The sequence below is a fragment of the Nocardioides sp. LHD-245 genome, assembly GCF_030929495.1.
In the GTDB taxonomy this organism is placed as follows: Bacteria; Actinomycetota; Actinomycetes; order Propionibacteriales; family Nocardioidaceae; genus Nocardioides.
This window is the reverse complement of the sequence record NZ_JAVFWN010000003.1, coordinates 166,540-183,167: the sequence shown is the minus strand read 5'-3', so window position 1 is coordinate 183,167 and position 16,628 is coordinate 166,540. Positions and strand designations below refer to the sequence as shown.

General features: G+C 70.5%; 18 protein-coding genes. 5 read left to right on the top strand and 13 right to left on the bottom strand.

The features are described from left to right. The first annotated feature begins 20 nt into the window (after window positions 1–20). Window positions 21–1,682: an AMP-binding protein gene (locus RB608_RS05920; protein ID WP_308086886.1), complete on the top strand. Its 1,662-nt coding sequence runs from the start codon at window positions 21–23 to the stop codon at window positions 1,680–1,682. A 4-nt stretch (window positions 1,683–1,686) separates the two neighbouring features. Here the strand turns inward: RB608_RS05920 and RB608_RS05915 are convergent, their stop codons facing one another. From RB608_RS05915 to tenA (RB608_RS05865), 11 genes are all read right to left on the bottom strand, one after another. Beyond that, complete coding sequence (locus RB608_RS05915; protein ID WP_308086885.1) at window positions 1,687–2,118, bottom strand: VOC family protein; 432 nt, start codon at window positions 2,116–2,118, stop codon at window positions 1,687–1,689. Then, window positions 2,111–3,544, bottom strand: a complete 1,434-nt coding sequence (locus RB608_RS05910; RefSeq protein ID WP_308086884.1) for an aminobutyraldehyde dehydrogenase — start codon at window positions 3,542–3,544, stop codon at window positions 2,111–2,113. Before RB608_RS05910 ends, RB608_RS05915 begins: the two co-directional genes overlap by 8 nt. Then, window positions 3,541–4,770, bottom strand: a complete 1,230-nt coding sequence (locus RB608_RS05905; protein WP_308086883.1) for a D-arabinono-1,4-lactone oxidase — start codon at window positions 4,768–4,770, stop codon at window positions 3,541–3,543. Before RB608_RS05905 ends, RB608_RS05910 begins: the two co-directional genes overlap by 4 nt. A gap of 48 nt (window positions 4,771–4,818) precedes the next feature. Beyond that, window positions 4,819–5,511 carry a thiaminase II gene (gene tenA, locus RB608_RS05900; RefSeq protein WP_308086882.1) on the bottom strand — a complete coding sequence of 231 codons (693 nt, stop codon included), beginning with the start codon at window positions 5,509–5,511 and terminating at the stop codon, window positions 4,819–4,821. Window positions 5,512–5,566: 55 nt separating this feature from the next. After that, on the bottom strand, window positions 5,567–6,574 hold the full coding sequence (locus RB608_RS05895) for an amidohydrolase family protein (protein WP_308086881.1): 1,008 nt from the start codon (window positions 6,572–6,574) through the stop codon (window positions 5,567–5,569). 205 nt (window positions 6,575–6,779) lie between these two features. Then, the gene (locus RB608_RS05890; protein ID WP_308086880.1) at window positions 6,780–7,418 is read right to left on the bottom strand and encodes a GntR family transcriptional regulator; all 639 of its coding nucleotides are present in this window, start codon (window positions 7,416–7,418) and stop codon (window positions 6,780–6,782) included. 193 nt (window positions 7,419–7,611) lie between these two features. Then, window positions 7,612–8,310: a thiaminase II gene (gene tenA / locus RB608_RS05885; RefSeq protein WP_308086879.1), complete on the bottom strand. Its 699-nt coding sequence runs from the start codon at window positions 8,308–8,310 to the stop codon at window positions 7,612–7,614. Next, complete coding sequence (locus RB608_RS05880) at window positions 8,307–9,335, bottom strand: ABC transporter substrate-binding protein (protein WP_308086878.1); 1,029 nt, start codon at window positions 9,333–9,335, stop codon at window positions 8,307–8,309. The genes tenA (RB608_RS05885) and RB608_RS05880 overlap by 4 nt, the downstream gene beginning before the upstream one ends. Next, entirely contained in the window at window positions 9,332–10,180 is an 849-nt protein-coding gene (locus RB608_RS05875; RefSeq protein ID WP_308086877.1) for an ABC transporter permease, read from the bottom strand. Before RB608_RS05875 ends, RB608_RS05880 begins: the two co-directional genes overlap by 4 nt. Then, window positions 10,177–10,977 carry an ABC transporter ATP-binding protein gene (locus RB608_RS05870; protein WP_308086876.1) on the bottom strand — a complete coding sequence of 267 codons (801 nt, stop codon included), beginning with the start codon at window positions 10,975–10,977 and terminating at the stop codon, window positions 10,177–10,179. Before RB608_RS05870 ends, RB608_RS05875 begins: the two co-directional genes overlap by 4 nt. A 73-nt stretch (window positions 10,978–11,050) precedes the next feature. Next, window positions 11,051–11,749, bottom strand: a complete 699-nt coding sequence (gene tenA, locus RB608_RS05865) for a thiaminase II (protein WP_308086875.1) — start codon at window positions 11,747–11,749, stop codon at window positions 11,051–11,053. A 114-nt stretch (window positions 11,750–11,863) separates the two neighbouring features. On the opposite strand from tenA (RB608_RS05865), the gene RB608_RS05860 reads away from it, so the two are divergent. From RB608_RS05860 to RB608_RS05845, 4 genes are all read left to right on the top strand, one after another. Beyond that, window positions 11,864–13,432, top strand: coding sequence for an amidohydrolase family protein (locus tag RB608_RS05860; RefSeq protein ID WP_308086874.1), 1,569 nt, complete (start codon window positions 11,864–11,866; stop codon window positions 13,430–13,432). Window positions 13,433–13,611: 179 nt separating this feature from the next. Further along, on the top strand, window positions 13,612–14,418 hold the full coding sequence (locus tag RB608_RS05855) for a crotonase/enoyl-CoA hydratase family protein (RefSeq protein WP_308086873.1): 807 nt from the start codon (window positions 13,612–13,614) through the stop codon (window positions 14,416–14,418). Window positions 14,419–14,564: 146 nt separating this feature from the next. After that, entirely contained in the window at window positions 14,565–14,705 is a 141-nt protein-coding gene (locus RB608_RS05850) for a hypothetical protein (protein WP_308086872.1), read from the top strand. Between the two features lie 108 nt (window positions 14,706–14,813). Next, on the top strand, window positions 14,814–14,969 hold the full coding sequence (locus tag RB608_RS05845) for a hypothetical protein (RefSeq protein WP_308086871.1): 156 nt from the start codon (window positions 14,814–14,816) through the stop codon (window positions 14,967–14,969). Between the two features lie 22 nt (window positions 14,970–14,991). Here the strand turns inward: RB608_RS05845 and RB608_RS05840 are convergent, their stop codons facing one another. Continuing rightward, complete coding sequence (locus tag RB608_RS05840; RefSeq protein WP_308086870.1) at window positions 14,992–15,714, bottom strand: hypothetical protein; 723 nt, start codon at window positions 15,712–15,714, stop codon at window positions 14,992–14,994. Window positions 15,715–15,842: 128 nt separating this feature from the next. Further along, window positions 15,843–16,622 (bottom strand): FadR/GntR family transcriptional regulator, encoded by a 780-nt coding sequence (locus RB608_RS05835; protein WP_308086869.1) that lies wholly within the window; start codon window positions 16,620–16,622, stop codon window positions 15,843–15,845. Between the last annotated feature and the right edge of the window lie 6 nt (window positions 16,623–16,628).

The window sequence follows — 16,628 nt, the reverse complement described above, 5'->3', positions numbered from 1 at the left end:
TCCCATACCAGGAGGTCCCGATGGAGAACAGGCGGTGGACCGCCCTCTACACCGACGCGGTCAAGCGGGCCGAGCTCACCCCCGCCCGCTCCCTGGTCGACGCGTGGCGCGCCCGGGTCGATCGCCGGCCGGACGCACCGGCGCTCGCCTACTTCGACACGGTGCTGACCGCACGCGAGGTCGATGAGCTCACCGACGCGCTGGCCGCCGGCTTCCACTCCCTCGGCACCCGTCGCGGCGACCGGGTCGGGATCCACCTGCAGAACATCCCGCAGTTCGCCCTGTGTCTCATCGCCCTCTGGAAGCTCGGCGCGGTGGGCCTGGTGCTGAACCCGATGTACCGCGGGCAGGAGCTGCGCCGGCTGATCGACGACGCGGAGGCCGTCGGCATCGTGTGTGCCGACGCCGAGGTGCCCGACGCCGCGGAGACCCTGGTCGGCAGCACGGTCGAGTGGATGGTCAGCACCAGCGCCCTCGCCTTCCAGTCCCGCAACGACCCCCGCGTGTTCGCGGACGCCGCGCACCGCCTCGTGCCCGCGGAGTACGACGTCGAGGAGCTGATCGCGGAGTTCCGCGACACCGGGCCCCTGCCGGTGCGGCTGACCGGCAGCGACATCGCCCTGCTGACCTACACGTCCGGCACCACGGGCCCTCCGAAGGGTGCCATGAACACCCATGCCAACCTGCTCGCCGTCGCCGGCACCTACGCCAGCTGGATCGAGCTCCGCCCCGGGGACGCCGTGTTCGCCATGGCCCCGCTGTTCCACATCACCGGAGCGGTCATCAATGCGACACTCGCGCTGCTCCACGACGCTCTGCTCGTGATGACGGGGCGGTTCGACCCCGAGGTGGCGATCGACGCCTTCGTGGAGCATCGGGTCACCTTCACGATCGGCTCGATCACCGCCTTCAACGCCATCGCCCAGCTCCCGCACGCGTCCCGCGAGCACTTCGCCTCGCTGAGGTCGGTGTACAGCGGCGGAGCACCCATCCCGCCCGCGACGATCGGTCGGTTCCGCGAGCGCTTCGGGGTCTACATCCACAACATCTACGGCATGACGGAGACGTCGTCCGGCGTCATCGCCGTGCCCCTGGGTGCGGAGGCTCCGATCGACGAGGCCAGCGGAACCCTGTCGATCGGAGTGCCGCTCCCGGGACTCGACGCGCAGGTCGTGGACCCCTCGGGGCATCCGGTGTCCCCCGGCGAGCAGGGCGAGCTGGTGCTCCGGGGCCCGCAGGTCGTGCCCGGGTACTGGCACAAGCCGGAGGAGACCGCGGCGGCTCTGCCCGGCGGCTGGCTGCACACCGGCGACGGAGCGATCATCGACGCCGACGGCTGGGTGTATCTGGTCGACCGGCTCAAGGACCAGATCAACACCTCGGGCTACAAGGTCTGGCCCCGGGAGGTGGAGGACACCCTCTACCTGCATCCGGCGGTGCACGAGGCGGCGGTCGTCGGCGTCCCGGACGACTACCGCGGGGAGGTGGTGATGGCCTACGTGTCACTCGAAGCCGGAGCGTCCGTGACACCGGAGGAGCTGGTCGCGTTCGTCCGCGACCGGCTCGCGGCCTACAAGTGCCCACGGGTCGTGCACCTCGTGCCGGACCTGCCGAAGACCCAGACCGGCAAGATCCGGCGCAACGTGCTGCGGGACCAGGAGGTGGCCCGCGCCGGGCGGTGAGCGGTCAGGTCCGGGCGGGCGGGGAGGTCTCCACGAGCTCGACCAGGACCCCGCCGAAGGAGCGCGGGTGCGTGAAGGCGATCCAGTGCCCGCCCCCGCCCCGCCGCGGGGACGGGTCGATCAGCTCGACACCGTTGTCAGCGAGATGGCGGAGCACGGCCGCGAGGTCGTCGACCTCGAAGGCGATGTGGTGCAGTCCCGGGCCACGACGTGCGAGCGAGCTGCGCACGACACCGTCGCCGGTCGCCTCGAGAGCCTGCAGATGGCAGTCGCCGACCGGGAGCATCCGCTCGACGAAGCCGGGCGCCCTCTCCTCGCTGTCGACCTCGACGCCGAACAGCTCCTGCAGGCGTCCCACCAGCGCGGCGCCCTCCTCCTCCGCGAAGGCGACGTGGTGGATCCGCCGCAGGACCGGCACCGCCGGGGCCTCAGCCATGGCGGAGGAGGACGTGCTTGACGAAGGTGTACTCCTCCAGCGCATAGCTGGACAGGTCCTTGCCGTAGCCCGACTGCTTGCAGCCGCCGAAGGGCATCTCCGGGGTGACCGGGAAGTGGTCGTTGACCCAGACGGTCCCGAACCTCAGCGCCTTCGTCATCCGCATCGCCCGGCCGACGTCATGGGTCCAGACCGACGCGACCAGGCCGTACGGCGTCGCGTTCGCCGCGCGCACCGCCTCCTGCTCGTCGGCCACCCGCTGGATCGTCACGACCGGACCGAAGATCTCCTGCTGGATCAGGTCGTCGGCGTCGCTCGCTCCCGTGACGACCGTCGGCTCGAAGTAGAACCCCGGCCGCTCGGGGGCGACGCCCCCGGTCAGGACCTCCACCCCGGGCCCACGCCCCTCGACCAGACCCGCGACCCGCGCACGCTGGGACGCGCTGATGAGCGGACCGAGGGTCGTCGCCGGGTCGCCCGGGTCGCCCAGGACCAGGCCGCGGGCGCCGCGGACGACCTCCGCGACCAGCTCGTCGTAGCGGGCCGGCGTCACCAGGACCCGGGTCGCGGCGGTGCAGTCCTGTCCGGCGTTCCAGAAGCCGCCGCCCACGATGGCGGCTGCGGCCGCCGCGACGTCGGCGTCGTCGAAGACCACGACCGGCGCCTTCCCGCCCAGTTCGAGGTGTACCCGCTTCAGGGTGGTCGCCGCCGCCCGGGCGATCGCGCGGCCGGTCGCGACCGAGCCGGTCAGCGCGACCATCGCGACGTCGGGATGCTCGACGATCGCGGCACCGACATCGTTGCCGCCGGCGACCACGTTCAGCACACCGGGCGGGAGCACCTCGGCCGCCACGGCCGCCAGGCGCAGGGTCGACACCGGGGTCAGCGGAGCCGGCTTGAGCACGACGGTGTTCCCGGCCGCCAGTGCCGGCCCGATCTTCCACAGCGCCATCATCAGCGGGTAGTTCCACGGGGCGATCTGGCCGACCACGCCGACCGGCTCCCGGCGCACCAGCGAGGTCGCGCCGGGCAGGTACTCCCCGGCGCTCCTGCCCTCCAGGACCCGCGCCGCACCCGCGAAGTAGCGCAGGCTGTCGAGACCGCCGTCGACCTCGTCGCCCACCGTGCCGATCGGCTTCCCGGCGTTCTGGGAGTCATCGGCGACGAACGCGTCGCGCTGCGCGGCGATGGCGTCGGCCAGCGCGAGCAGCACACCCGACCGGTGGCCCGGCGTCGTCTCGCCCCAGGTACGAGCCGCCCGGGTCGCCGCGGCGACCGCACGGTCGACGTCCTCTCGTCCCGAGTCCGGCGCCGTCGTGAAGGCCTCCCCCGTCGAGGGATCGACGACCGGGAGCCGTGCTCCCGACTCGGCCTCGATCTGCTTTCCGTCGACCAGGTTGGCGAAGGGGGCGGGTGCGATGGTCATCGGGCGGCTCCGGATCCGATCGGCCCGAGCAGGTGCTCGAGATAAGGGTTGGTGAAGGTGCCGCCGGGGTCGAAGGCGGCCCGGACGGCGCGGAAGTCCTCCCACGCCGGGTAGCGGCGGGACAGGTCGGCGGCGCCGTACGGATGCCACTTGCCCCAGTGCGGTCGGCCGCCGAACTGCGCGAACACCCGCTCGCAGTCGGCGAACACCGCGGCGTTGTCCGCTCCCATCACCCCGGACACGGAGATGGCACACGACGCCCGCGCCGCGAAGGGGCTGAGGTAGGCATCGTCCGCCGCGACGAACCGCACCTCCAGGGGCAACGGGTGCTCCGGGTGGCCTGAGCGCAGCATCGTGCGCAGCTCACCGAGCGCGTCGACGGCCCGCTCGAGGGGGACCATGAACTCGAGCTCGTGGAAGGTCGGCTCGCACGGGTCGGCGAAGACCCGGTACGCGCGGTCGATCCGGCGCGGCGTCTCTTCCGCTTCCGCGTCCGCGGGCACCTGGTCCATCGTCTTGATCAGCACGGTGTCGTCGCCCAGCGGCGGATCGAAGGTGAACCAGGCCCGCGCTGCCGCCGAGCTCGGGAACCAGTAGCAGAGGAAGTGCCGGTGTCGCGCCAGGCGCTCGCGCCAGGTGTCGGCCAGCTCGGCGAACGTGCAGGGCTCGAGCTCGGCAGCCAGGCAGTAGGCGTCGGCGACCTGGAGGGTCAGCTCGGTCAGGACGCCGAGAGCGCCCAGCGACGTCCGCGCGGCACGCAGCCACTCCGGTGTCGACGCGTCGATGGATACGACGCTGCCGTCGGCCCGCACCAGGCGGGCCCCAACGACCGCGCTCGACAACGACCCGAGCTGCCGACCCGTTCCGTGCGTGCCGGTCGCGATCGCGCCCGCGATCTGCTGTCCGTCGATGTCGCCCTGGTTGGCCAGGCTCAGGCCGTGCTCCCACAGCAACGGCCCCAGGTCGTGGATCCGGGTGCCCGCGCGCACCCGCACCTGCCGCGCCTCCCGGTCGACGTCGACCAGGCCGGTCAGCTCACGCAGGTCGAGGACCTGACCGTCGGTCGGCACCAGCGCGACATTGGAGTGGCCGGAGCCGGCTGCCCGCACCACCTGTCCGTCCCGGACGGCCCGCTCGACGGCCGCGACCACCTCGTCCTCGGCACGGGGCCGCAGCACCGCGGCCGGCGAGCACGTCTGGTTTCCGTACCAGTTGGACCATGGCATGACTGCGCTCCTGTCGTCGTATGTCGTGGGTGCGGGCGGGGACCCGGCTCAGTCCGGCGCCACCGCGAGGTCCGGCCACTGGCGGCACTCGTAGGCCATGTCCCAGAACGCGACCTCGAGCCGGCTGGCGGTGGCGAACTCCTCGCGCAACAGCTCGCGCCGGCCCGGACCGGCACGCTCGGCGAGCTCGTCGAGGTTCGCCTGCATCCGGGCCAGCCGGGCGCCGTAGAAGTCGCCGACGAAGAACTCCATCCAACCGGTGTAGAGCGAGTCGGGAGCGATCTGGTCGACGAGCTCCAGCGCGATCTCCCGATAGCTCACCGCACACGGCATGATCACCGTCATCACGTCGAGGGCGTCGCCGCGGTAGGCCGTCGAGGTGAGGAACGAGGTGTAGGCCAGTGTCGTGGGCGCCATGCCCCTCGAGCCGCCGCGGTCCCGCGCCCCGAGGTCGATCACCCGTTGCAGCAGCTCCCGGTTCTTCGGCAGCTCGTTGTCCACGATGTTGTCCATGGAGTCCCGGAGCCAGGCCACCTCGTCGACCGACCGGGCTCGCGCCGCACCCAGGGCCATGCACTTGGCGTACTCGACCAGGTACATCGTGTCCTGCTCGAGGTAGAACCGGAAGCGCTCCAGGCTCAGCGTCCCGGTGGCCATGTCCCGCAGGAACGGATGCCCGTGCAGTGAGCCCCAGACCTGCGGACAGGACGCCCGCAGCCAGCGTGCGGTCGACTCGGCCATCTCCGGCTCGCCCTCTCCTCGCGCTGCCCGCGCCACTCTGCCTCCGTCGCCCATCTCAGTCGACCAGCCTCATGATCCGGGCGAAGTTGTCGCCGACGATGCCGTCGAGCTTGACCTGCGCGATCTCCGGCATGTCCAGCCGACGTGCGACCTCGTTGACCCCCAGCACCTTGTCCCGCAGCAGCACCGGGTCGTAGGTGAAGCCCGGGTAGTCCGACCCGAAGACCACCTTCTCCAGCGGCACGAACATCTGCTCCAGGTGCAGCAGCCACCGGTACAGCTCCTCGGAGGTCACGGTGGACACGTGGTAGCTCAGCTCGGCGAAGAAGTTCGGGTGCTTCGTGCACATGAACATGGCCTCCTCGACCCACGGTGTCCCGCAATGGGCGATGAGGAGGCGCACGTCGGGGAAGTGGCGACCGACGTCGTCGAGGAGCGCCGGACGGGCGAACTCCATCCGCGCATCGACCCGGGTGGAGCCTGCCTGGTGCACCAGCACCGGGATGTCGAGCTCCGCCGCCTTCTCGAAGATCGGGAAGGACAGGATCGGGTCGGCCGGTGACCAGTGCTGGTACATCGGGTACAGCTTGAGGCCCCGGAGGCCGAGCTCGACCACGGACCTCTCGAGCTCGGCGACAGCGGCCTTCACCCCCCGATGGTTGGGGTTGACCGAGCCGAAGCCGATGAACACGTCCGGGTGCTGGGCCTGCAGGTCGGCGATGTAGTCGTTGCACTTCTCCGGCGTCGGCGGTCCCGCCACCGACGTGACACCGAGGTTGTCGACCGTGCCGATCAGCCGGCCGTCGAGGAACTGCGGTGACATCGCCAGCAGGACGATCCGGTCGAATCCCGGATGCGCGGCGATCATCTCCTCCGGGCCGATCTCCAAGAACCCGTCGTGGGCGAGCCCGCAGGCGCCGTACTCCGCCTCGGTGGGCATCCGGTGGCTGGGCAGCTCGCCCCGCGCGCGGTAGATGCACAGGGCGCCCTCGCGGCCGTACCTCGCGGTGAACTCGGGATCGGCGGCCAGGCCGAGGATGTGGGTGTGGGCGTCGATGATCACGGGGCGGGTCCTTCGGATCAGGGCCGGGAAGTCAGATCATGTTTTGCATGTGAGATCTGAAATCGTAGCCCGTCGACGACGAGGCGACAATGGCCCGGACGAGATCAGTGAGGTCAGCCGGACGGCGCGACGCGGCGGCGGTGGCGCCCATGGCGTACGTCGCCGGCCCCGGCGACGTACGCCAGGCGGCGAGAGGAGGGCGCGGTCAGGAGGCCCGGACGAACGCCTTCAGCCGGTCGTCCATGACGCTGGCGATGTGGGACTGCATCGCGCGCTCGGCCCGACGCTCGTCACGGTTGCGGATCGCGTCGAGGATCCGCTGGTGCTGGTCGACCGACTTCTCGAGCCGGCCGGGGATGTCGACCGTCAGCCGCCCGATCCGGCGCTGGTGGCCCTCCAGGTTCTCCACGAGCTCGTCGAGCCACTTGTTGCGGGAGTGGCGGTACATCAGCTGGTCGAAGGCGTCGAGGAGCTGCGCGACCCGGTCCACCCGGCCCTTGCCCAGGGCTTCGCGGGACTGCTCGACGTTGCGCTCGATCTCGGCGACGTCCTGCTCGGTCGCATGCCGAGCTGCGGACCGCGCGCACGCGCCCTCGACGAGCTGGCGGACCTGGGAGATCTCCTCGAGGTCGGCGGCGGTGTAGCCGGCGACCACCGCGCCACGGTAGGGGATCAGCTCGACCAGACGGTCCTTCTCGAGACGGACGAAGGCCTCACGGACGGGGGTCTTGCTGACGCCGAGCCGCGACGCGATCTCGACCTCGCGCAGCGCCGCGCCGACGTCGTAGGTGCCGTCGATGATCCCGTCGCGCAGGTGGTGGTAGACGCGATCCTTCAGCTGCATGTGCTCCAGTCGACCCTGGTCGTCCACGCCCATGTGACTCCCTCGAGTGATGTCGATGTGGTGGAGCGAGACTACTGCACCAGGCACCGCGCACCCGATATCGCGCGTCCTCCCGCACAGCACCTGTCGCGCCACGCCCCCGGGCTCGCGTACCGCGGCGGAGGACGGCGCGCGGCCGGCCTCCGCCGCGGGATCAGACGAGTGCCGGCCACTGCTCCCCGGCATAGGCCGCGTCCCAGAACATCCACTCGTAGCGCGTCGCCGTGAGCGCGATCTCGCCGGCCCGCGCCCGCTCCTGACCGCCGGTCACCTGCGCCAGGACGTCGACGTCGTCGAGGATCCGGTCGACCTCGTCGAGGTAGCCGGAGCCCGCGTAGTTGTCGATCCAGCGCTGGTACGCCGGATGCGAGGACCCCCGCGCCACGAGGTGCACGCCCACCTCGGCATAGACCCACATGCACGGCAGCACGGCCGCCAGCCCCTCGAAGAACGAACCCGTGTGCACCCGCGCGGTCACGAAGTCGACGTACGCCGCAGCGGTGGGACTGGGCTCCACCCGCGCGAGGAGGTCGGCCGGCGCACCCAGCAGGGAGACCAGCTCCGCGTGCAGGGTCGACTCGGCCGCGACCGCACCGGACGCGTGCTCGAGCAGCGAGCGGGTCAGCGCCATCGTGGGCGCGGTCGCGCTGAGGGCCGCGAGCGAGCGGGCGTACTCGTTGACGTAGTAGGTGTCCTGGGCCAGGAAGCGGAGGAACGCCTCGGGCGCCAGCTCACCGGTCGTGAGGCCGGTGATGAACGGGTGCTCGAGGATGCGCAGATGGGTGGGCTCGATCGCCTCCCACAGCTCACCCGTCCAGCCCTCGCGCCGACGCTGGGCGACCTGGACCGTCATTGCGCGGCACCGCCGGCCGGCAGGAAGTCGGTGTTCACGACATCGGCCGCGTCGACCTCCTTGTCCAGCTGTCCGTTCGCGAGCAGCCAGTCGGCCAGCGCCTGCCACTCGGCGACGTCCATCTGCCCGAAGCCGTCGGGGTTCTCCAGCAGGGGCGCGGTCAGGTCGACCATGTCGCGCAGGCTCTCCTCGCTGTAGCCCTTGGCCACCGGCTTGATCGCTTCGAGTGCCGCCTCGGGGTCCTCCTGCGCACGAGCAGCGCCCTCGGCCACTCCGGCCAGGAACCGCTTGACGACGTCCTGGTAGTCCTCGTCCTTGGCCAGCTTGGACCGATTGGCGATGAGCACGAGCTCGTCGTACTTCGGGACGCCGACGTCGCCCACCGCGTAGGAGACGGGGTCGAGTCCGTTCTCCTTGAGCTCCACGCTCTCGATGTTGGGGTAGGCGCCGATGATCGCGCTGACCTGGCCGGAGATCATCGCCGGCGAGTAGCCCTGGTTGATCGCGACGAACTTGATGTCCTTGTCGGTGAACCCGTTCTCCTTGAGCGCGTACGCCCACATGGCCTCCGAGACCGGGTCGCCCGAGGAGCCGATCGGCTTGCCCTTGAGGTCCGCGATCTCCTGCACGTCGTCGGTGCGGTTGAGGATCAGGGAGTTGAGGGTGGTCGGGATCAGGGCCGCTACGGCCACGACGTCGAGCCCCTGCGCCTCGGCGTTGATCACCGCGTTGGCATAGGAGATCGCCAGCGGCATCTGCCCCAGGCTGACCATCTTCAGGGAGTCGGTGTTGTTGGACGGCGGCTGGAACTTGACCGTCAGGTCCTCGTCCTCGAAGGCTCCGATGTCCTGGGCGGTGTAGAGCGAGATGTGGTCGGGATTGGGGAACCACTCCAACAGCACGCTCACCTTGCCGTCGGCACCCGAGCCGGCGCCGTCGTCGCCGCACGCCGTCATGATGCCGGCAGCGAGCAGCAGACTGGTCCCGAGAAGAGTCGCCCTCCGGCGGACGCTGAGATTGCTCATCGGCGATCTTCCTTTCTTGCCCAAGGGCACACGAGCCGTTCGACGATCGATACGGCCAAGAAGAGTGAGATGGACATGAACGTGAGGATGAAGATCGCCACGAACACCATGTCCGTCTGCAGTTGCGACGTCGCCTGGATCATCACGTAGCCCAGCCCGTCCAAGGACCCGGCGAACTCACCGAAGACCGCGCCCACGGAGGCATAGGTCGCCGAGATCCGCAGTCCGGTGAAGAACGACGGGAGCGCCGCGGGGATCTCGACCCGCCGCAGGATCGCCCACCGGCTCGCGTCGAGGGTGCGCATCACCTTGATGAGCTCGGGGTCGACGGACGAGAGGCCGTGCATGGTGTTGACCACGATCGAGAAGAAGCAGATCAACGCCACCACGATCACCTTCGGCATCAAGGTGTAGCCGAAGATGATGGCCAGGACCGGCGCGATGACGACGATCGGCACGGCCTGCGAGCCGATGAGCAGCGGCATGAAGGCGGTCCGCAACGTAGCGGACAGGTGCAGCGCCAGCGCGATGACGACACCCACGGCGATCGCGAAGGCGAAGCCGATCAGCACCTCCTGCAGGGTCACCCACGTCGCGCTGGAGAAGGTGTCGGACCAGCGCTCGCTGGCCGAGGTCCAGATGTCGCTCAGCGAGGGCAGGATGTACTTCGGGACGCCGAAGGAGTCGCTGGCCACCTGCCAGAGGACCCCCACGACCAGGAGGATCCCGGTCGGCGGGAGGATCCGCTTCACGACCGCGGCCAGCCGCCGCTGACGTCTGGCCTGCCGATCGCCGGGCGTCGGCGCCTTGGTCCGGGACGACCGGACGGTCTCGGCGAGCGTCATTCGGCCACCTCCAGCAGGGACAGGAGCTCGTCGCGCAGCTCGGCGAAGGCCGGGTGGCGGATCAGCTCGCGTCGGTTCTCCGTCTGCGGGAGCTCCACGTCGACGGTCTGCACGATGCGGCCCGGCCGCGCGCTCATCACGACGACGGTGTCGCCCAGCAGCAGTGCCTCCTCGACGTCGTGCGTCACCAGCACCGTCGTACGCGGCGCCTCCTCGAGGGTGCGGCGCAGCCATTGCTGGAGGTCCGCACGGGTGATGGAGTCGAGTGCACCGAACGGCTCGTCGAACAGGAGCACGTCCTTGCCCGCCGCCATGGTCCGCAGGAAGGAAACCCGCTGCCGCATGCCGCCCGAGAGCTGGTGCGGGAACTTCCGTTCGAAGCCGGACAGGCCGAACCGGTCGATCAGCTCGAGCACCCGCTCGCGGGACTCCTTCTTGGAGATCCCGTGGTTCTCCAGCGCCAGGGCGGCATTGCCCGCGACATCGCGCCAGGGCAGGAGGAGGTCGCGCTGCGGCATCCACGCGCACCGCGCGAGCCGCTCCTTCATCGTCGTCGCACCCTCGACCCGGACGACTCCCTCGGTCGGGTCGAGCAGACCCGAGATCATCGACAGGATCGTCGACTTCCCGCATCCACTGGGGCCGATGATCGACATGCGACCGTGGCGAGGCAGGGAGAGGTCGGCTCCGGAGACGGCAACGGTCTCCCCGAACCGTTTCACGACATTGATGAGATCGACGCCGTCGCCCGAGCGGCTCTGTGCGGAGGGGAGCTGGCTCCCGGTTTGTGAGCGCATGTCACTCCAAGGTTCGGATGTGAGATCTGACATATGATGTCCACAGCAGCATAGAGGTGGACCTGCGGGTTGACTAGCCCGAAATCACGGGAAGGCGCGCCGCGTCCATCGCCATGTCCCAGAACTCGCTCTCGAGCCGGGTCGCATCGGCGAAGATGCGGGTCAGCCGGTCCACCTCGGCCGGCGGCAGCGGCGCCACGTCGGCATCCAAGCGCTCCCGCATCCCGGCCACCAGCGCGGCGTACTCCGCCGTGGCGAAGAAGCGGAACCACTCGGCATAGACCGGGTGCTCAACCACCCGGGCGGCGTGCCGCCGCGCGATCTCGCCGTAGCTCCACGCGCACGGCAGGATCGCCGCGCCGATCGCCACGACGTCGCAGCGCCCCGCGACGCCGAGCAGATACGAGGTGTAGTTGCGGGTCCCGGCCGCCATCACGACCTGCGTCTCCTCCTGGTCGTCGCACAGCTCGCGGACCCGGTCCAACAGCCGTCGGTTCTGCGGGATCTCGACGTCGACGATATTGGCGAGGGCGTCGGCGTAGCGGCGGAGCTCGTCGTCGTCGCGCGCCTTCGCGACAGCCATCGCGATCGCGCGCGCGTAGTGCGGCAGATACAGGAGGTTCTGGGTGACGTAGTGCCGATAGACCCGCGGCGGGAGCGAGCCGTCCGCCATCCCCCGCACGAACGGGTGCTCCGGCAGCGCGTCCCACACCTGCACCACCGCGCGTCGGGCGGACTCACTGAAACCGGCGTCGAGCGCCTGTGCGGTCATCTCATCACCTTTCGCATATCAGATATAAGATGACAGTAGCCGCGGCGCCACATCAGGTCAACGGCCTCGCCACGAGGGTTGACGTGCTCGCCGAAATCGCATCAGATATGCGATATGCCTGCTCTTCGCACTCTCGTCCTGGGCGATCCGGTCGTGTCGCTCGACCGGACCGCGACCATCGAGGACGGGGCGGTCATCGTCACGGGCACCACCATCGAGGCCGTCGGGCCCCGCGCGGACCTGGCCGCCCGCGGGCCGTTCGACCGGATCATCGGCGGCCCCGACCATGTCGTGATGCCGGGCCTGGTCAACGGGCACTTCCACTCCGAGCTCTCCGTGGGCCCCGGGCACTACCAGTACGTCTTCGAGCAGGCGAACGTGCACGTGCACGGCGGCTACGGCCCAGCCCTGGAACGCGACCTCTACCTCATCGCCCAGCACTCCATCGCCGCGATGATCCGAGGCGGACAGACCGCGGCGGTCGACATGTACTACGGCCGCCCGTCCCTGCCGCGGTTCGGCACCGAGCCGGTGCTACAGGCCTACGCCGACAGTGGCTTCCGGGTGGCCTTCGGGCTGGTGGCACGCGATCAGCACATCTACGCGCACGAGGCCGACGAGTGCTTCCTCGAGCGACTCCCTCCCGAGCTCGCGGCCGAGGTGCGGGCCTCCCCCATGGGCTACGCCTGGCCGCTCGACGAGGTCCTCGGCACCTACGAGCACCTGGCCCGCGCCTGGGACGGGTACGACGGCCGGATCCGCACCGTGCTGGCCCCCGACTGGACGCCGGCCTGCTCCGACGAGCTCTACCTGCGCTGCCGCCGGCTGGCCGACGAGTACGACACGGGCATCACCTCGCACGTCCTGGAGACCCGGGCCGAGATGCACTTCAGCCACGACCGCTACGGGATGTCGGCCGTCGAGCGCCTCCACCGCCTCGGCGTGCTCGGCCCCGACATGGTCTGCGCCCACTTCGTGTGGGTCACCGACGAGGAGCTGCGGATCTTCGCCGACAGCGGGGCGGTGGCGTCGAACAACCCCGGGTCGAACCTGCGGCTGTCAGCGGGCATCGCGCGCACCCGCGACATCATGGCGACCGGCGGCCGGGTCGCCTTCGGCACCGACGGCATCTCCTTCAACGACGACGAGGACATGTTCGCCGAGCTGCGCCTGGCGTCGTACCTGTATCGGGATCCGCGCGACTTCGAACACGTCCGCGCCGACAGCGAGCGGCTGCTGCGGACCGCCGGGGAGAACGGCGCGCGCGCCGTCCGCCACGACGATCGGATCGGGCGCCTCGCACCCGGGCTGCTCGCCGACCTGCTCGTCCTCGACCGCACCCGCATCACCGCGCCCGCTGGCCGCTACGACACGACTCCGTTCCTCGACATCCTGATCGACCGCGCCCAGCGCCACGACCTGCGCACCGTGCTGATCAACGGACAGGTCGTCATGGACGACGGTGTCCTGACGACCATCGACGAAGCGGCCCTCGCGATCGAGCTGGAGTCCGCGCTGCGCTCGCGGGTCTACCGGCCGGACGCACGCACCCGGCGACACCAGGAGCTGGGGCATCTCGTCAGCGGTGTGCTACCCGACATCTACCGCGATCCCTACGCCCGCGAGGTCGTCGGCGGGACGCTCTTCAACGCACGCTCCGTGCCGCGACACGGTCGCCCCTGAGCCGCCCGATCCCTGGCGGGGGCCTCTGTTTCATCACGGTATGTAGGTGAGCCGGTGCTTCTGTAGCGGTGCCCCGCTACAGAAGCGACGCTTCGGCTACATAACGTGATGAAGCCGTGCCCCCGGCCCCGGCCGACACCCACTCGACCCCGATGTTACCTGCGGGTAGCATCGGGGCCATGAGCACCCGCGACGGCCAGGTCAGCTGCACCCTCACCGACGGCATCGCCCACGTCCGGCTGGACCGTCCCGACAAGCTCAACGCGCTGACGCTCGACATCCTCGAGGACCTCGTCACGACGGCACACGACCTGCGGCGCGACAAGACGCTGCGCGCGGTCGTCGTCAGCGGCGAGGGGGACGCGTTCTGCGCCGGCCTCGACTTCGCGTCGGTGATGCGCAACCCGGCGGGGATCGCCAAGGCGTTCGTCCCCCGGCCGCTGCGAGGCACCAACACCTTCCAGGAGGCCCCGTGGGCCTTCCGGCGGATTCCGGTCCCCGTGATCGCGGCGGTCCACGGGCACTGCCTCGGCGGCGGCCTCCAGATCGCGCTCGCCGCGGACTTTCGGATCGCCACCCCCGACTCGCGCTGGTCGGTGCTCGAGGGCAAGTGGGGCCTGATCCCCGACATGTCCGGCGTCCAGGCCCTCAAGGAGCTCGTCGGCATCGACCAGGCCAAGCTCCTCACCATGACCGCCGAGGTCGTCGACGGCTCCCGCGCCCACGAGCTCGGCCTCGTCACCCGGCTCGACAACGACCCGGTCTCCGGTGCCCTCCGCCTGGCTGAGGAGCTCTCCCGTCGCTCGCCCGACGCCCTCGCCGCCGCCAAGCGCCTCTTCAACGACACGTGGACGTCCTCCCCCCGTCGTACCTTCGCTCGCGAGCGGATCGAGCAGGCCTACCTCCTCGCCGCGCGCAACACGAAGGCGGCCCGCGAGGCCGCGTTCAAGAAGGCCGACGCGGTCTACGGCCCCCGCGGCCGCTGAGCCCTTGGCCCGGTCGGGTCACACCCTGGTCCGTCCGGACCATCCCGGTTCGGGCCCGAACGGCCGATGAGTCGGGAGTCGCGATCGGGTCATCCTGGTCGGACCGTCGCAGCACCGCGCCGAACGAGCCGAGAGGAGGGGCCACCATGGACCGCGCCGAGCACCTCAGCCACGACCTGCCCTGCCTCGCCTGCGGGCACGCGGCGCACCCCTTCCTCGCGTGCAGCGACACCTGCGCCTGCGCCCCGACCGTGATGCCCGGGTCCGCCGCCTTCGCCGTCGCCTGACCGGCTTCCGGGATTTCCGCAAGGTTCCCGCGTCCACCGTGTCGTATCCGTACGCCCGGCTTCGTCGTCCTTGTAGAAGCAGGCACCGATCACGAAGGAGACGCGGCCATGTGGACCACCACCCCGAGCACCCAGCACCAGCACCTCAGCCACGACCTGCCGTGCCCCGCGTGCGGCCACGCCGTGCACACCTTCCTCGCGTGCAGCGACAGTTGCGACTGCGCGCCGACGGTGCTGCCGGGCTCCGCCGCCCTGGCCGCCTGAGACGATCGCGGGGCTCCGCGGATCACCCCTCGTCGCGGACCTCGTCGCGGACCTCGTCACTCCCGTCGCCGGTCCTCGCCCGCTCCTCGGCCGGCAGCTGCTGCCCTCGGCGCCGACGGATCTCGGCGCGGGCGACGACGAAGGCGACCACCACCGGTACGACGTACTGGGCGTTGTCGAGGACGAACTCGACCCAGCCCGGCACCGTGACGTCCGGCAGGTCGACGCTCGGCCACGGGATGCTCGGCAGGTCGATGCTCGGCCAGGGGATGCTCGGCAGGTCGATGTCGGGCCACGGGATGTCCGGCCAGGGGATCTTCGTCGCGAGGCGGGCCAGCAGGGCGATGACCACGATCGGGACGATGACGCCGGCGGCGGCGCCCAACGTGGTGATCGCGGTGTAGCGGCGCGGATGCGCGAGCACCTTGTCGTGGTGGACCGCGACCGGAGAGCCCGGCGCCGGTGTGAGGTCGATCCCGCCGATCAGCTCCTCCGGCCCCAGCACGGTCGCCCGCCGGGGCCGGGTCGAGAGCCGGGTGGTCCGTACGACGAGCCGCACCGCGGCGCCCTCACGCTCGTGCGGCTCGGCGAGCATGACCTTGGCGTCGGTGACCTTCTTGGTCGCCACGGGCTCGTCGTCGATGGTCCAGGAGATGAGAGGTATCAGTCCGCCGCTCATCTCGACGCGGTGGTGACGTCCCTCGACGACTCCCTCCCACACCTGCACCGGGGGCTTGTTGCTCATGATGCCTCCACGGTAGGAGGGGAGCCGACCGCGCACATCCTCCGACGGACCGGTTCCGTCCGACTTTGGTCGGGGATGGCCCGCCGGTACGGCGCCCGGAGCGCCGCGCCTCGGGACGAGATCGTGTCCTAGCCGACCGGCAGCAGGAGCAGCCGGATCCGGGCCCGCTCGTCCGGGCTCAGGTGCGGCCCGTAGTAGTCGACGAGGTCCTGGCGGGCCAAAGCCTCGGCAGTCCGGCCGTCCCGGTCGCGGATCGCCTGCAGGTAGGCGCCGTGGCGCCGCAGCGTCTCCTGGATCCGCTCCGACGGGTCCCCGGACTCTTTGAGGTTCTCGGTGGTCAGCGCCAGCACCGTGTCCCGCGCGAACTCGCTGCAGGCGCTGAAGAGCGAATTGCTCGAGCACGACGCGACAGCGAGGTGGAAGGCGACGTCGGCCGCGGAGAACGCCTCGTAGGAGACGCCGGCCGCCTCCTCCATCCGGGCGAACGCCTCCTCCATCGCCCCCAGCGCGGCCTCGTCGTGCAGCTCGGCCGCCAGGCGCACGGCGCTGCCCTCGACCACCATCCGGAACTCGATCAGCTCGCCGACGCCGATCTGACCGAGCTTGACGAAGGTCGTCAGCGCCTTCGCCAGCCGCGCCGAGGAGTTCGCCTGGACCGTGGCGCCGCCCGGGTCGCCGGGACGCGACCGGATCAGGCCGCCGCTCTCCAGGACCCGCAGCGCCTCGCGGACGGTGCCGCGCGAGACGCCGAACTGCGCCATCAGGTCACGCTCGGAGGGCAGCCGATCACCGGGCACGAGCTGGCCGGTGAACACCGCGTCCTCGATCTGCGCCACGACGCTCTCGTAGGCGCGCACCGGGGTGACGCTGGTGAACTGAGGCCGGGCCTCGTCGCGGGAGCTTGTCACCGCCTG

Bases quoted from the DNA above. Each gene is read 5' to 3' on its own strand.
- RB608_RS05920 (WP_308086886.1), top strand. From the start codon at position 21: ATGGAGAACAGGCGGTGGACCGCCCTCTACACCGACGCGGTCAAGCGG.
- RB608_RS05915 (WP_308086885.1), bottom strand. From the start codon at position 2,118: ATGGCTGAGGCCCCGGCGGTGCCGGTCCTGCGGCGGATCCACCACGTC.
- RB608_RS05910 (WP_308086884.1), bottom strand. From the start codon at position 3,544: ATGACCATCGCACCCGCCCCCTTCGCCAACCTGGTCGACGGAAAGCAG.
- RB608_RS05905 (WP_308086883.1), bottom strand. From the start codon at position 4,770: ATGCCATGGTCCAACTGGTACGGAAACCAGACGTGCTCGCCGGCCGCG.
- tenA (WP_308086882.1), bottom strand. From the start codon at position 5,511: ATGGCCGAGTCGACCGCACGCTGGCTGCGGGCGTCCTGTCCGCAGGTC.
- RB608_RS05890 (WP_308086880.1), bottom strand. From the start codon at position 7,418: ATGCAGCTGAAGGATCGCGTCTACCACCACCTGCGCGACGGGATCATC.
- tenA (WP_308086879.1), bottom strand. From the start codon at position 8,310: ATGACGGTCCAGGTCGCCCAGCGTCGGCGCGAGGGCTGGACGGGTGAG.
- RB608_RS05880 (WP_308086878.1), bottom strand. From the start codon at position 9,335: ATGAGCAATCTCAGCGTCCGCCGGAGGGCGACTCTTCTCGGGACCAGT.
- RB608_RS05875 (WP_308086877.1), bottom strand. From the start codon at position 10,180: ATGACGCTCGCCGAGACCGTCCGGTCGTCCCGGACCAAGGCGCCGACG.
- RB608_RS05870 (WP_308086876.1), bottom strand. From the start codon at position 10,977: ATGCGCTCACAAACCGGGAGCCAGCTCCCCTCCGCACAGAGCCGCTCG.
- tenA (WP_308086875.1), bottom strand. From the start codon at position 11,749: ATGACCGCACAGGCGCTCGACGCCGGTTTCAGTGAGTCCGCCCGACGC.
- RB608_RS05860 (WP_308086874.1), top strand. From the start codon at position 11,864: ATGCCTGCTCTTCGCACTCTCGTCCTGGGCGATCCGGTCGTGTCGCTC.
- RB608_RS05855 (WP_308086873.1), top strand. From the start codon at position 13,612: ATGAGCACCCGCGACGGCCAGGTCAGCTGCACCCTCACCGACGGCATC.
- RB608_RS05850 (WP_308086872.1), top strand. From the start codon at position 14,565: ATGGACCGCGCCGAGCACCTCAGCCACGACCTGCCCTGCCTCGCCTGC.
- RB608_RS05845 (WP_308086871.1), top strand. From the start codon at position 14,814: ATGTGGACCACCACCCCGAGCACCCAGCACCAGCACCTCAGCCACGAC.
- RB608_RS05840 (WP_308086870.1), bottom strand. From the start codon at position 15,714: ATGAGCAACAAGCCCCCGGTGCAGGTGTGGGAGGGAGTCGTCGAGGGA.